Origin of the sequence: Bradyrhizobium sp. SZCCHNR1043, from assembly GCF_032489675.1 — a bacterium.
Taxonomy (GTDB): Bacteria; Pseudomonadota; Alphaproteobacteria; order Rhizobiales; family Xanthobacteraceae; genus Bradyrhizobium.
This window is the reverse complement of record NZ_JAUEYN010000008.1, coordinates 79764-93458: the sequence shown is the minus strand read 5'-3', so window position 1 is coordinate 93458 and position 13695 is coordinate 79764. Positions and strand designations below refer to the sequence as shown.

Genomic DNA, 13695 nt, shown 5'->3' with positions numbered 1-13695 from the left:
GAAAGACGGGAATGAGATGGTCGTTCCGTGCCCCGTGTTGGTTTTGGCCGCAAGGCAGGAAGGCGCTGCGATAAAGAGCGCGTGATCGTCAGTCTTCGGCCGGACCGAACAGCGCCGCGAAATGCTTTTCGCCGGCGCGGCTGAAATTCACCACGCGGCTGCCTGGGGTGGCATCGCGCGCCGCCCATTTCAGCTCGGTGAAGCGCTTCATCAACGCTGCGCCAAGCGTGCCCGCGAGATGATGCCGCCGCGCGCTCCAATCGAGACAGGCCTTGCAGACGGGCCGGCGGGGATGCGCCAGCATTTCCGGCGAGATCCGCAGATGCTGCGCCAGGAAGTGTTCGCCGTCCTCGGTCAGCACGATCTCCTGCTTGCGCCGGCGCACCAGCTTCTGCCTCGTCATGCTGTCGAGCATCTGCACGCCGAGATCGCCGGCGAGGTGGTCGTAGCAGATGCGCGCGCGCCGCAGCTCCGGCTCCTTTGGTCCGGTGCGCACCCGCATGTGGCCGGCGCGCGCGGCGAGGCCGGCCAGCTTCTCCAGCACGTCGGCGACGTCGGGATCGGCGAGCCGGTAGTAGCGGTGACGACCCTGCTTCTCCGGCTCGATCAGGCCGCCGCCTTCGAGCTTGGCAAGATGCGAGCTCGCCGTCTGCGGCGTCACGCCGGCCTCCTGGGCGAGCTCGGTCGCGGTCAGCGCACGGCCCGAGAGCAGCGCAGTCAGCATGTTGGCGCGGGCGGGATCGCCGACCAGCGCCGCCACCATCGCAATGTCCGGACCTGATTTCATACTTCGATGCTAGACGAAGCATTCTCGTCGGGCAAGCGGATAGTGTCGATGATACAGAACTCACCGGAGGTTGTCATGACCATCACCGTCTTCATCCGCTATCGCATCGATCCGTTCAAGCGCGACGTGTTCGAGGCCTACGCCAAGCGCTGGCTGTCGATCATTCCTCGCTGTGGCGGCGACCTGATCGGCTATTTCATGCCTCACGAAGGCACCAACGACATCGCCTACGGCCTGATTTCATTCGACAGTCTCGCGGCTTACGAGCGCTATCGCGCGACCTTGCGCGGCGATGCCGAGGGCCGGGCGAACTTCGCGCAGGCCGAGGAGCACAAGCTCATTCTGGGCGAAGAGCGAACATTCTTGCGCAATGTCGTGGCGGCGCAATGATCGCGGCTCTATGCTGCCACACAACGCGACGATGCATGGGAGGATGACATGACGGCGACCAACACGGCGGACAAGCGCGCAGCCTTTCGCAAGTTGCACGAGGCCGGCTGCTTCGTGCTGCCGAACCCGTTCGACGTCGGCACGGCGAAGATGCTGCAGCATCTCGGCTTCAACGCGATCGCCTCCACCAGCGCCGGCTTCGCGTGGTCGATTGGCAAGGCGGACACCAAGGTCGAACTGGATGAGGTGCTCGCCCATTTGAAATCGCTCAGCGCCGCCATCGACATTCCCGTGAATGCCGATTTCGAGGGCGGCTTCGCCGATGCGCCGGAGGGTGTGGCGGCCAACGTCACGCGCGCGGTCGCGACCGGCGTGGCCGGTCTGTCGATCGAGGATTCCACGGGCGACAGGGATGATCCGCTCTATGAGCGCGCGCTCGCTATCGCGCGTATCCGCGCGGCCCGGCAGGCCATCGATGCGACCGGCGCCGACGTGCTGTTGACCGGCCGCTGCGAGGCGTTTCTCTGGGGCAAGCCCGACCTCAAGCTCGTGACCGACCGCCTCGCAGCCTATGCCGAAGCGGGCGCGGATTGTCTCTACGCGCCCGGGATCAAGACGATCGAGGAGATCACTGCGGTCGTGAAAGCCGTGGCGCCCAAGCCGGTCAACCTTCTGATCGGCGCTTCTGGCCTGTCGTTGGGGCAAGCCACCGAGCTCGGCGTGCGCCGCATCAGCGTCGGCGGTTCGCTGGCCCGGATGGCCTGGGCCGGCTTCATCCGGGCGGCCAAGGAGATGGCTGAGCAGGGCACCTTCACCGAACTGGCCAACGGCTATCCCGGCGGCGAGCTGAACAGGATCTTCGGTTGAGATCGGGCTGCGCGCCCGGCCTCCCGCAGATCCCGATCTCATCCGCCTGTAGAAAAGCCGCGGACTCTGCCGCGGCTTTTCAGTCTGAGTTCGCGGAAATCGCTTAGTAGCGATCCGTCCCGATGCCGACGCTCACGCCCGGAGCGCGGAAGCCGATGCCGCCGCGGTCTTCATAGCCGCGCCGCTCGATGTAGCGCTCGCGCGGAGCGTACGCGTAGGAATCGCGATCTTCGCCTTGAATGATGACGCGGCGTTCACTGCGCTCGCGCCAACAGCGGCCTTCCTCGTTACAGACCATCCGGACGTTCTGGATGTCGCGTTGCGGGACCGCCGAGGCTGCGGGAGAGATCGGTGCCGCCGAAGCGGCGGTCACGGCCAGCGTGCTTGCCGCGGCTGCGATAGCTATGGAGAGAGCTTTCATTACGTATCTCCTGGGTGAGAGTGTCAATGAGCCAATCGGTTCGCGCTGCTATGGTTCCACGGCGGCCCTCGCACACTTCGCGTAATTTGTTGGAGGACTCGCCAAAAAAGCGGCGGCGGATGATTGCTCACCCGCCGCCCAGGAGTGAGACCGCTGATTGCCGTCCGCGAGACTACTTGACGGCGTTGGGCTTGTCGCTCGGGGCCGCCGGCGGCGGTGTGGTGCGATCTCCCGCGGCGCCGGTCGTCACGCCGGTCGAGGTGTTATCTTTGGTGGTCGAGGCCGATTGCGAAGCCGGTGTGGTGCTCGTCTGGTCGTTGCGCATCGACATGTTGTTCAGGCCGTAGAACACCGCGCCGAGCAGGATCGCGATGCCCAGGGCATAGGCCGCGATGCGGCCCGTCGAGCTGGGGGCGTTCGTCGGCTCGAGATCGGGCTGCAGCCGGTTGTCCACTGGCGGCGTGCGCTCATAATCTGTTCCCGTCATTCCAGCCCCAGTGATGTCGGGACGTGTGGACATGTCGGGACGGTTCATGCCGTCGGGATAACGTTCGTTGGGAAGCCGTTCGTTGGCCATCTCATCCTCCTGGTGATTGTCACCTGACAACCAGGGCGGCTCCGGGCCGTTCCGCGAAACCTGCGCGAATCCCAATTTGTATCGTTGCACGGCGCGCTAAGGTTCCTCGCGAGCATTGCGATTCTCGTTCTATTGGAACTTCTGGAGCTCACCTCATGTGGAACCTGCCGCCCGGTGACAGCGTGTTGCATCTGTTGACCTGGGTGGCGCTGGCGGCGCAGGCGATGACGGCTGCGCTGGCGGCGGGACGCCGCAGCATGGACTGGATGGGCGTCTGCTTGTTGGGGGCGATCACCGCGCTCGGCGGCGGCACCTTGCGCGACGTATTGCTCGGCCATTATCCGCTCGCCTGGGTCGAGCGCCCGTCTTTGCTGCTGCTGACCGTGCTGGCGCCGTTCGTGACGATCGCGATGGCGCGCCTGGTTCACAGGCTGACCATGGCGTTCCTCGTTCTCGATGCGGTCGGCCTCGTCGTGTTCACGATGACGGGCTGCGACATCGCCTGGCAGATGAACGTGCCGATCGGCATCGTCATCGTCGCTGGGATGATCACGGGCTGCGCCGGCGGCGTGCTGCGCGACATCCTGTGCAATGACGTGCCATTGCTGTTTCGCGCCGAGCTCTACGCCAGCGTGTCCCTCGTCACGGGCCTGGTCTATGCGACCGGCTTGTCGCTCGGCATCGCCAGCGGATGGTGGACGGCGCTGACCTTCGCGCTCGGACTGTCGTTCCGGCTGCTCGCGATCCGCTACAAATGGAACATGCCGCGCTTCGTATTTGCGGGCGACGATCGGGGATGAACGGCGGCGGTCTTGTCGCATCGCACAATTCGTCTGGTGCCGGAATCGCGCCGGCCACAACGCTTCAGTAACCGTCCGCCGAGCCGCCAAAGCCATGGCACGCATCATCCCATTTCGCGGCGGCGGGGGTTTTCGACACAAACCGCAAAAGCCGCGGCCGGCTCCCGCCACGAAATTGCGATTTCGGTTGGCTGCCCTGCGCAAACGAGATTTGTGATGCGCATTCTTCAAAAGCAGACATAAATGATTGGCAGAACGCGCGCTTCCGCCGGCCGGCGGCAGCCGCGCACCCCGACAAGGCACGGCAAGAGGGCGGAATGGGACTCAACGAGAGCGAGATCAATCTCGACCAGAAATACACCGCAAGCTCCGGCCACATCTTCCTGACCGGCATCCAGGCGCTGGTGCGGCTGCCGATGGCCCAGATCCGGCGCGACCGCGCCGCCGGCCTCAACACCGCCGGTTTCATCTCCGGCTATCGCGGCTCGCCGCTCGGCGGCTACGACCAGCAGCTGTTCTCCGCCCGCAAGCATCTCGAGCAGTACAACATCAAGTTCCAGCCCGGCGTGAACGAGGACCTCGCGGCGACCGCGATCTGGGGTTCGCAGCAGCTCGCACTGTCGCCCGGCGGCAGGTATGACGGCGTCGTCGGCATCTGGTACGGCAAGGGCCCCGGCGTCGACCGCTGCGGCGACGTGTTTCGCCACGGCAATGCGGCCGGCTCCGCCAAGAACGGCGGCGTGCTCTGTCTCGCCGGCGACGACCACGGCGCCAAATCCTCGACCGTGCCGCATCAGTCCGACCATGCCTTCATCTCGGCGCTGATGCCCTATCTCTACCCGTCCTCGATCCACGAGATGATCGAGATGGGCCTGCTCGGCATTGCGATGTCGCGCTATTCCGGCTGCTGGGTCGGCATGAAGGTGATCACCGAGACGGTGGAGACCACCGCCGAGATCAACCTCAACGACGAGATGACGCCGTTCGTCATCCCCGCCGATTTCGAGATGCCGCCGGGCGGCCTCAATCTGCGCTGGCCGGATGACCGCTTCGAGCAGGACCGGCGGCTGCAGGACTACAAGGGCTTTGCCGCGATCGCCTTTGCCCGCGCCAACAAGGTCAACCGCATCACGATGGACTCACCGAACGCCCGCTACGGCATCATGGCGTCGGGCAAGAGCTACGAGGACATCCGCCAGGCGCTACGCGAGCTCGGGATCACCGAGGAGGTCGCCGCCAGGATCGGGCTTCGCCTCTACAAGATCGGCATGCCCTGGCCACTGGAGCCGGAAGGCGTGCGGCAGTTCGCGGTCGGCCTCGAGGAGATCTTCATCATCGAGGAGCGTCGCGAGATCGTCGAGAACCAGGTCAAGCAGGAGCTGTTCAACTGGCGCGACGACGTCCGCCCGCGCATCGTCGGCAAGATGGACGACCACGACAAGCGCTTCCTGCCGTTTGCCACCGAGCTCTCCGTCGCCTCGCTCGCGACATCGCTCACCGAGCGTCTTCTCCGCCTCGACCTCAACCCCGAGATCAAGGCGATGCTGCGCGCCAAGGCCGACTGGTTCAACGGCCGCGACGCCTCGCAGATGCAGCTGATCTCGCCGGTGGCGCGCACGCCGTATTTCTGCTCGGGCTGCCCGCACAACACCTCGACCAAGGTGCCCGAGGGCAGCCGCGCGCTCGCCGGCATCGGCTGCCACTTCATGTCGTTGTGGATGAACCGCAACACCGAGACCTTCACCCATATGGGCGGCGAGGGCGTGCCATGGGTCGGCATCGCACCGTTCACCGACGAGAAGCACATCTTCGCCAATCTCGGCGACGGTACCTATTTCCACTCCGGCAGCCTCGCGATCCGCCAGTCGATCGCCTCCAAGGCCAACATCACCTACAAGATCCTCTACAACGACGCGGTCGCGATGACCGGCGGCCAGCGCCATGACGGCGATTTGTCGCCGCAGCAGATCACCTTCCAGCTCCATGCCGAGGGCATCCGCGAGATCTATCTGGTCTCGGAAAATCCCGACGCCTATCCGGCCGACAGCATCGCGCCCGGCGTCAAGCTGGCGCATCGCGACGAGCTCGAGAACGTCATGAAGACGCTGCGCGAGACCAAGGGCGCCTCGGCGATCGTGTTCGTGCAGACCTGCGCCGCCGAGAAGCGCCGCCGCCGCAAACGTGGCACGATGGAGGACCCGCAGCGCCGCGTGTTCATCAATCCGGCCGTCTGCGAAGGCTGCGGCGACTGCTCGGTGCAGTCGAACTGCATCTCGGTCGAGCCGCTGGAGACTGAGCTCGGGCGCAAGCGCGTCATCAACCAGTCCTCCTGCAACAAGGACTATTCCTGCGTGAAGGGCTTCTGCCCGTCCTTCGTCACGATCGACGGCGGCAAGCCGCGCAGCCGCGCCCCAGCCGAACTCGGCGACATCGGCGTGATGCCGGAGCCCCTGACCAAGCCGTCGCTGGAGCGGCCCTACAACGTCGCGGTCGGCGGCGTCGGCGGCACCGGCGTGCTGACGATCGGCGCGCTGCTCGGCATGGCCGCCCATATCGAGGGCAAGGCCTCGATGATCCTCGACATGTCCGGCCTCGCGCAGAAGGGCGGCGCGGTGCTCAGCCATGTGCGCCTGTCGGAGAACACCGCCGATGTGACCTGCTCGCGTATCGTCACCGGCACCGCCGATCTCGTCATCGCCGCCGACGAGGTGGTGGCGGGCGCCAAGGAGACGATCACGCTGTGCGACAGCGCGCGCACCCATGGCGTCATCAACAGCCATCTGATTCCGACCGCCGATTTCGTGCTCAACCGCGACTTCAACTTCCAGAACCGCAAGGTGACGGGCCTGCTGGAAACGGCGCTGCACAAGGACTCGAGCTTCCTCGATTTCACCAAGCCGGCCGAGGCGCTGCTTGGCGACAGCATCGCCACCAACATGATGATGATGGGGTATGCCTACCAGAAGGGCCTGCTGCCGCTGTCGGCCGAGGCGATCGAGAAGGCGATCGCGATCAACGGCGTCGCGGTCAAGATGAACACCGAGGCGTTCCGGCTCGGCCGCCTCGCGGTGGTCAACCCGGAGCGGCTCGCCGACATGATGACCGGCAAGGACGAGGCGGTGCCGCCGAAATCGCTCGAGGCGATGACGCTCGACGAGATCATCGCCCATCGCATGACCTATCTCACGGCCTACCAGAACGGCCGGCTCGCCAAGCGCTACCGCAAGCTGGTCGATCAGGTGCGCGAGGCCGCCGACAAGGGCGGCTACGGCGAGGCGCTGCCGCGCGCGGTCGCGATCAACTACGCCAAGCTGCTGGCCTACAAGGACGAGTACGAGGTGGCGCGGCTGTTCTCGGACGGCACCTTCCAGAGGCAGCTCCACGACGCCTTCGAGGGCGACTACAAGATCTCCTTCAACCTCGCGCCGCCGATCCTCAATTCCGGCCTCGATCCCCAGGGGCGGCCGAAGAAGCGCAGCTTCGGCCCGGGCATGATGAAGCTGTTCCGGCTGCTGGCGAAGCTCAAGGGCCTGCGCGGCACGCCGCTCGACATCTTCGGCTATGCGGCCGAGCGCCGGATGGAGCGCGACCTGATCGCGGGCTATGAGAAGGACGTCGCGACGGTGCTGAACTTGTTGTCGCCGGCCAATGCCGAGATCGCCGTCGAGCTGCTGTCGCTGCCCGACAAGATCCGCGGCTACGGCCCCGTCAAGGAGAAGGCGGTGAACGACGCGAAAGTGCGTTATGCGCAACTCGCCGCCGACCTCGCCAGCCCGCCGCCGGCGCCACGGCAGATGGCGGCGGAGTAGGCACTCCAGGCGACGTGCCGTAGGGTGGGCAAAGGCGCGCGAGCGCCGTGCCCACCATCATGCGATCTGTATACCTCTCGTCATTCCGGGGCGCTCGTGCGCGCCTGCGCGAGCCGGGAATCCATAACCACAGACGGGATCATTGCGCGAGATTTTCGCTTTCGTCGTCGCAGCGGCCCGTCGTGGCTCTGGAACCCGCGCTCAGCTCTCACGTCAAATGGCTCCGCTATTTTGTCGAGCGGTCTGCCCCGGAATGACGCCTGGGAGTGTGTCGTGCGCTCACACCACCGTCATTGCGAGCGTAGCGAAGCAATCTAGCGTCCTTGCCCAACTCTGGATGACTCCCGTTCACCCACTCGTGCGGATGTCGCATAAATCTGCCGTATTCACTACATGTTGCTATATGCATGGAGGCGTCGATAGGGGTGATCCATGCGAGTTCTGGTTTTCTTGTTCGCGGCTATCGCGGCGATATCGACCTCGAGCCACGCCGAGGTCATGTCCTGGCGTGGCGTGGGGCCGGTCGACCTGGGCATGACCGTTGCCGAGGCCGAGCGTGCGTTGAACGCAAAGCTTGGTCCGATGGAGCCGCCGTACACGAAGGAGTGCTATGTCGCCAGTCGCGCCGACGGCAAGGACGAAGCGCTGTCCTACGTGATCGTCGATGGCAGGATTGCCGCGATCTACCTCTTTCTCGACGATGGGCGCCGACCAGATCCGAAGATCGTCGACGCGAACGGAGTTGGAGTGGGGTCGACGGAGGCCGACATCGCGGGTGCCTATGGAGCGACGGAGCGGACATTCGCGCCATACGAGAGCGAGGAGACCGAGGAAGACAAGGCCGAGCGGCTGAAGCAGGGTGTCACGGAGCCGCCACCCGCACCCAATCATTGGGTGATCGCCAAGAGCCCGGATGCCAAGAGAGCGATCATTTTCGAGACCCGGGATGATAAGGTGATCTACTGGAGGACGGGAATCTTGCCGGCGGTCATGTCCTGGGAGGATTGCATATAGTGCCCACGTGAACGAAGCGACACGGGCGGCCAGGGGCGTCAGTTCGCCATCCGCTCCCGGCTCATGCGGAGCGTCACGACCAGGCCTTCGTCTGACCAGTCGAACGCGATGTTGCCGCCGAGCTGGGCGTTCACACTGCGGTGGATCAATTTGCTGCCGAAGCCTTCGGTCGTGGCGGCCGACTTCGGCGGTCCGCCGCGTTCGGTCCACGTCATCACGACCTCGTCGTCATGAGCCGTGCAGGAGACGTCCAGTGTGCCGCTCGTGACCGACAGCGAGCCGTATTTCGCCGAGTTGGTTGCGAGCTCGTGGATGACCAGAGCCAATGTCGTGCTCGAGCGTTCTCCGACATTCATCTTCGGCACCGAAATACGAATGCGGACGCTGGCGCCCTTCTCGTCGTAGGGAGCAAGCAACACGGAGACGAGATCGCCGAGCAGGGCCGCTTCGTTCGTCCCCCCGGGCCGTGGACGTATCAGGTCCTGGGCACGTCCGAGCGCAATCAGCCGGCTGGCCAGCTCGTGGGCCATGTCCTCCTTCGTCGCCGCCGTGCGCGACGTCATCTGCGTCAGCGCGGTCGCGATCGTCAGCAGGTTCTTGACCCGATGGCTCATCTCGCCCGCCAGCAGCTCGTTGGCTTCTTCGGCCTGCTTGCGCTGGGTCACGTCGAGAAAGATGCCGAACATCAGCCGATCGGCGATGTCGGCGTCGTCGCCTTGGCCGCGGGCGGAAATCCAGCGGATCTCGCCGTCAGCGAGAATGCGAAAATCGATCTCATACGGGCCGACGATCGCCCGCGTCGCTGAAAACGCCGATCTCACCCGTTCCAGGTCGGCCGGGTGAATGTTCCGGGACAGCACCTCGAATGTGATCCTGGTGTGGGTCTTGGAAACCTCCCACAGCTCATAGGCGCGCTCGTCCATCGTGATGGCGTCGGTGTCGACGTTCCATGACCACAAGGCGACGCCGGCCGCCTTGGTTGCGGCGCGCAGATGCTTTTCCTGCCAGATCGGCATGCGGGCTTCCTCGGCAGGCATCGTATCGGCAGGCATCGTATCCCCTCATCGCTGCTCCGCCCGGTTTGACCTCGCGTGTCCCGCATCGGCAGCCATGTCTGCGTTCCGCCGTTCAGGCAGCCGCGGCGACTTCGTCGATCGAGGACATGACCGCGTCGGTCGCCGTCTGATGCACCATGTGCCCAGCGCCGCGCACGCGGCGGAAGGTGCTCTGGCGGACGTCGTGATGAAGCCGTCTGGACTGCGCGTCGATGTCGATCAGGCGATCCTGATCGCCGGCAACGATCACGACCGGCATCTTCAGCTCACCGTACGCTCTCCTGAAGCGGAAAGCATCGGGAATCATCAGCGCGGCCTCCGCGGCGGAGGCGCGGATCTGCGACGGGCGAACCGCCATTTCCTTGGGGAAGCCGGCAAACTTCGCCGGAACCGATCGTGGGCCGAACAGCTTGGCCATCAGCAGCGGCCACATCATCCGGCTGATCAGAGGGGAGATGGTGTAGCGCAGGATATCGCCCAGCAAGGGAATGGCCGGAGCCGATCCGGCCACCACGTCGGACCGGAAGGTCGGATAGTAATAGCCGGAGGCGAGCACCATGCCCTTGACCATGGCCGGATGTTCGAGGGCGAGCGCGACGGCAACGGATGCGCCCCAGGAATGACCCAGGACGAAGGCCTCCGATACGCCCAGGCGATCGAGCGCGCTCTTGATCAGCCCGGCCTGCGCCATCGGCGTCCACACGACGTTGCGCGGCCGGTCGCTGTGGCCGAAGCCCGGCCGGTCAAACGCAATGACACGGTAGTTCTGCGCCGCCAGATCGATCAGGCCGCTGGAGGCGAAGTCCTGGATCATGCTGCCGTTGCCGTGCAGCAGCACCAGCGGCACGCCGGTGCCGCGCTCGACATAGTGCAGCCGGACGCCGTCGACGTCCATGAACTGGCCGGCAGGAGGATTGGCCCGCTCGGCAGACTTGGCGAGGCGGCGATTGATCAGTGCTGTGACGGCCAGAACGGCCGTGGCCGCCGCTGCCGCTAGAAGAAATGGATGAGTCTTCGCCAGCGACCGGCTGCGACGCGCCAGCGGCTGGAGGGAGGGTGTCGAGTTGGTCAGGCGGCTGGGCGTCGACGCCGCGAGCGCGCGCGCTGTGGTCCGGGCTGCGGTCATCATCTGCCCTCATGGAAAGGCGTGCACGACACCCGGAGGATCCGAGAAATGATGCAGCGCAGGAGCAACGGCCGGTCACGCGGTTCGTTCCGTTGTGCCGTCCTGGCGCGCATGGCCGGGGTGTAGGTCGACCTCCGAGCGGTCCGGCCGAGCTCGACCAGCGCACTCGGTCCGGCTTCTGCACCCGCCGGCTCGAGGCAGGACCCCCCCAGATGTGCCTTGCGCAAACGGCCCGTCGGGCAGAATCTGCTTTACGAAATTCAGAAATCGTGTTTTGATGCGCGCATCCCGCCTCACTCGGATGGGGCGTTGCGCGCGATCGTCACGACACGCGAGGCGGGGAGCGATGGCCGCGCTTGTGCCGCAGCGTGTCTTCGGACGCGCCGACGAACGGCATGGCGCGGACGTGAAGTCGCAGCGTGCTGACACCCCGATGCTGGTGTCCCGCGCAATGCGCAAGCATTGTCGCGAATGGTGGCCAACAAGCCCGGCGCACCAGGCAGACTGCGTATAAGCGTTAAGACCGTCGCGCAGGGAAGGCCGGGCGTTTTCCGGCTGCACCTGTGGTACCTGCCGCCTGCATTTTTTTCGCAGGCGGGCCGCAGGCGTCAGCCGACGCCTGGCCTTCCCTGCGCCCTCCGACGTGATGAGGGTGAGCGAGACCAGCATCACCCGGGCAGTGTCTGCCGCGGGAATGCGATGTCGTGCGTAGTTCGATATGGGCACGATCGCGCGTCATCACCGCTGTCGTCCCGGGCTTGACCCGGGACCCATATCCACAGGGAGAAGTTGTCGCGCACGCTGGTCGACCATCGTCCTTACCAACATTGGCCGGTGGGTATGTGTCCCGAGTCAAGCCCGGGACGACAGCGGAGTGAAGGGCAAGACCACGGCTCATCTCCACCTCGCGGAATATTTTCCGCGCTTGCCAAGCCTCATCCAACGGTCCAAAAAATCTTCAACCATTCGGGACGAAACGACAGGAAGCGGAGACGGAATTGACCATCAAGGGCAAGGCCTACATTGCCGGGATCTATGAGCATCCCACCCGGCATGCACCCGACAAGTCCACGGCGCAGCTGCATGCCGAGGTCGCCAAGGGCGCGCTCGAGGATGCCGGGCTCAGCGTGCGGGACGTCGACGGCTATTTCTGCGGCGGCGATGCGCCCGGCGGCGCCTGGCCGATGGTCGACTATCTCGGGCTGAAGGTGCGCCACATCGATTCCACCGAGACCGGCGGCTGTTCCTATCTGATCCACGTCGGCCACGCTGCGGAAGCGATCGCGGCCGGCAAATGCTCGATCGCGCTGATCACCTTGGCCGGCAAGCCGCGCACCGGCCCGATGCCGCCGCGCGCCGCCGGCGCAGAGGCCGACTTCGAGATGGCCTATGGCGCCACCACGCACAACGCCTATGGCATGTGCGCAATGCGCCACATGCACGACTACGGCACCACGTCGGAGCAGCTTGCCTGGATCAAGGTCGCAGCCTCGCATCACGCGCAGTACAATCCGCACGCGATGCTGAAGGAGGTGGTGACCGTCGAGGACGTCATCAACTCGCCGATGATCTCCGATCCCTTGCATCGCATGGATTGCTGCGTGGTCACCGACGGGGGCGGCGCGCTGATCGTGACCACGCCGGAGATCGCCAGGAGCCTGAAGAAGCCGCTGGTGCGGCTGATCGGCCATGGCGAGGCGATGAAGGGGCCGCGCGGCGGCAAGGATCTCGACCTCACTTATTCCGCCGGCGTGTGGTCCGGCCCGCGTGCCTTCGCGGAAGCGGGGATCACGCCCAAGGACATCAAATACGCCTCGATCTATGACAGCTTCACCATCACCGTGCTGATGCAGCTCGAGGATCTCGGCTTCTGCAAGAAGGGCGAGGGCGGCAAGTTCGTCGCCGACGGCAACCTCATCTTCGGCGTCGGCAAGCTGCCATTCAACACCGATGGCGGCGGCCTGTGCAGCAACCATCCCGTCAACCGCGGCGGCATGACCAAGGTGATCGAGGCCGTGCGCCAATTGCGCGGCGAGGCCCATCCCAAGGTCCAGGTGCAAAACTGCGATCTCGCCATCGCCCATGGCACCGGCGGCCTGCTCGGCTTGCGCCACGCCGCCTCGACCTGCATTCTGGAGCGCGTGTGATGTCTGATCAGAAGAAGCTGCCGGCCCCCGTCACCAATCCCGAGACCAAGGCGTTCTGGGATGCCGCCGCCGAGGGCAGGTTCATGTTCAAGCGCTGCACCGCCTGCGGCGAGGCGCATTACTTTCCGCGCTCGATCTGCCCGTTCTGCTTCTCCGACCAGACGGTGTGGGAGCAGAGCGCGGGCGAGGGGGAGATCTACACGTTCTCGATCATGCGGAAGTCGCCGACTGGTCCCTACGCGATCGGCTACGTCACCTTGAAGGAGGGCCCGTCGCTGCAGACCAATTTCGTCGATTGCGATTTCGACGCCTTGAAGATCGGCCAGAAGGTGAAGGTGGTGTTCAAGCCGACCGACGGCGCGCCATTGCCGTTCTTCACGCCGGTGTAGTTGAGGAGCAACAATGCCGGTGGACGTCATTGCGAGCGAAGCGAAGCAATCCAGGGCTATTTCCAAGACTCTGGATTGCTTCGTCGCTGCGCTCCTCGCAATGACGACCGAGTGAGTGTGGGGCTGACGTCGGCGGAGCCCTCTCCCGCCCTTGCGAAGCTCCGCTTCGCTTGGGGGAGAGGGCGCAGCAATGGGCGCCGCGCAACGACAAGCGCGTAGGGTGGGCAAAGGCGCGGAGCGCCGTGCCCACCGTTGCCAGACGAAAAGGCGGTGGGCACGCTTCGCTTTGCCCACCCTACAAGGAACGCGTTTC

Annotated in this window: 12 protein-coding genes; 7 read left to right on the top strand and 5 right to left on the bottom strand. The window is 65.2% G+C overall.

All coding sequences use genetic code 11. The features are described from left to right. Positions 1-88: 88 nt before the first annotated feature. A complete protein-coding gene (locus QX039_RS15365; protein ID WP_315737631.1) occupies positions 89-787 on the bottom strand; it encodes a winged helix-turn-helix domain-containing protein in 699 nt (232 codons plus the stop codon). 75 nt (positions 788-862) lie between these two features. Between QX039_RS15365 and QX039_RS15360 the strand changes: the two genes are divergently transcribed. Beyond that, positions 863-1177 (top strand): NIPSNAP family protein, encoded by a 315-nt coding sequence (locus tag QX039_RS15360; RefSeq protein ID WP_315737632.1) that lies wholly within the window; start codon positions 863-865, stop codon positions 1175-1177. A 48-nt stretch (positions 1178-1225) separates the two neighbouring features. Next, on the top strand, positions 1226-2044 hold the full coding sequence (locus QX039_RS15355; RefSeq protein WP_315737633.1) for an isocitrate lyase/phosphoenolpyruvate mutase family protein: 819 nt from the start codon (positions 1226-1228) through the stop codon (positions 2042-2044). Positions 2045-2147: 103 nt separating this feature from the next. On the opposite strand, the gene QX039_RS15350 is transcribed toward QX039_RS15355, so the two are convergent. Continuing rightward, positions 2148-2465: a hypothetical protein gene (locus QX039_RS15350; RefSeq protein WP_315714522.1), complete on the bottom strand. Its 318-nt coding sequence runs from the start codon at positions 2463-2465 to the stop codon at positions 2148-2150. 172 nt (positions 2466-2637) lie between these two features. Further along, positions 2638-3042 (bottom strand): hypothetical protein, encoded by a 405-nt coding sequence (locus QX039_RS15345; RefSeq protein ID WP_315737634.1) that lies wholly within the window; start codon positions 3040-3042, stop codon positions 2638-2640. A gap of 155 nt (positions 3043-3197) precedes the next feature. On the opposite strand from QX039_RS15345, the gene QX039_RS15340 reads away from it, so the two are divergent. From QX039_RS15340 to QX039_RS15330, 3 genes are all read left to right on the top strand, one after another. Then, positions 3198-3842 carry a trimeric intracellular cation channel family protein gene (locus QX039_RS15340; protein ID WP_315737635.1) on the top strand — a complete coding sequence of 215 codons (645 nt, stop codon included), beginning with the start codon at positions 3198-3200 and terminating at the stop codon, positions 3840-3842. A 317-nt stretch (positions 3843-4159) separates the two neighbouring features. After that, on the top strand, positions 4160-7651 hold the full coding sequence (locus tag QX039_RS15335; protein WP_315771168.1) for an indolepyruvate ferredoxin oxidoreductase family protein: 3492 nt from the start codon (positions 4160-4162) through the stop codon (positions 7649-7651). 534 nt (positions 7652-8185) lie between these two features. Beyond that, the gene (locus QX039_RS15330; protein WP_315771171.1) at positions 8186-8665 is read left to right on the top strand and encodes a hypothetical protein; all 480 of its coding nucleotides are present in this window, start codon (positions 8186-8188) and stop codon (positions 8663-8665) included. Positions 8666-8703: 38 nt separating this feature from the next. Here the strand turns inward: QX039_RS15330 and QX039_RS15325 are convergent, their stop codons facing one another. Further along, positions 8704-9681 carry a sensor histidine kinase gene (locus tag QX039_RS15325; protein WP_315771200.1) on the bottom strand — a complete coding sequence of 326 codons (978 nt, stop codon included), beginning with the start codon at positions 9679-9681 and terminating at the stop codon, positions 8704-8706. Between the two features lie 112 nt (positions 9682-9793). Continuing rightward, positions 9794-10846 (bottom strand): alpha/beta hydrolase, encoded by a 1053-nt coding sequence (locus tag QX039_RS15320; protein WP_315771172.1) that lies wholly within the window; start codon positions 10844-10846, stop codon positions 9794-9796. A gap of 998 nt (positions 10847-11844) precedes the next feature. Here QX039_RS15320 and QX039_RS15315 point away from each other — a divergent pair. Both QX039_RS15315 and QX039_RS15310 read left to right on the top strand, forming a co-directional pair. Next, entirely contained in the window at positions 11845-12993 is a 1149-nt protein-coding gene (locus tag QX039_RS15315; RefSeq protein ID WP_315771173.1) for a thiolase domain-containing protein, read from the top strand. Further along, positions 12993-13382 carry a Zn-ribbon domain-containing OB-fold protein gene (locus QX039_RS15310; RefSeq protein ID WP_315771174.1) on the top strand — a complete coding sequence of 130 codons (390 nt, stop codon included), beginning with the start codon at positions 12993-12995 and terminating at the stop codon, positions 13380-13382. The genes QX039_RS15315 and QX039_RS15310 overlap by 1 nt, the downstream gene beginning before the upstream one ends. The last annotated feature ends 313 nt before the right edge of the window (positions 13383-13695 follow it).

Bases quoted from the DNA above. Each gene is read 5' to 3' on its own strand.
- QX039_RS15360 (WP_315737632.1), top strand. From the start codon at position 863: ATGACCATCACCGTCTTCATCCGCTATCGCATCGATCCGTTCAAGCGC.
- QX039_RS15350 (WP_315714522.1), bottom strand. From the start codon at position 2,465: ATGAAAGCTCTCTCCATAGCTATCGCAGCCGCGGCAAGCACGCTGGCC.
- QX039_RS15345 (WP_315737634.1), bottom strand. From the start codon at position 3,042: ATGGCCAACGAACGGCTTCCCAACGAACGTTATCCCGACGGCATGAAC.
- QX039_RS15320 (WP_315771172.1), bottom strand. From the start codon at position 10,846: ATGACCGCAGCCCGGACCACAGCGCGCGCGCTCGCGGCGTCGACGCCC.
- QX039_RS15325 (WP_315771200.1), bottom strand. From the start codon at position 9,681: ATGCCGATCTGGCAGGAAAAGCATCTGCGCGCCGCAACCAAGGCGGCC.
- QX039_RS15335 (WP_315771168.1), top strand. From the start codon at position 4,160: ATGGGACTCAACGAGAGCGAGATCAATCTCGACCAGAAATACACCGCA.
- QX039_RS15355 (WP_315737633.1), top strand. From the start codon at position 1,226: ATGACGGCGACCAACACGGCGGACAAGCGCGCAGCCTTTCGCAAGTTG.
- QX039_RS15340 (WP_315737635.1), top strand. From the start codon at position 3,198: ATGTGGAACCTGCCGCCCGGTGACAGCGTGTTGCATCTGTTGACCTGG.
- QX039_RS15310 (WP_315771174.1), top strand. From the start codon at position 12,993: ATGTCTGATCAGAAGAAGCTGCCGGCCCCCGTCACCAATCCCGAGACC.
- QX039_RS15330 (WP_315771171.1), top strand. From the start codon at position 8,186: ATGACCGTTGCCGAGGCCGAGCGTGCGTTGAACGCAAAGCTTGGTCCG.
- QX039_RS15365 (WP_315737631.1), bottom strand. From the start codon at position 787: ATGAAATCAGGTCCGGACATTGCGATGGTGGCGGCGCTGGTCGGCGAT.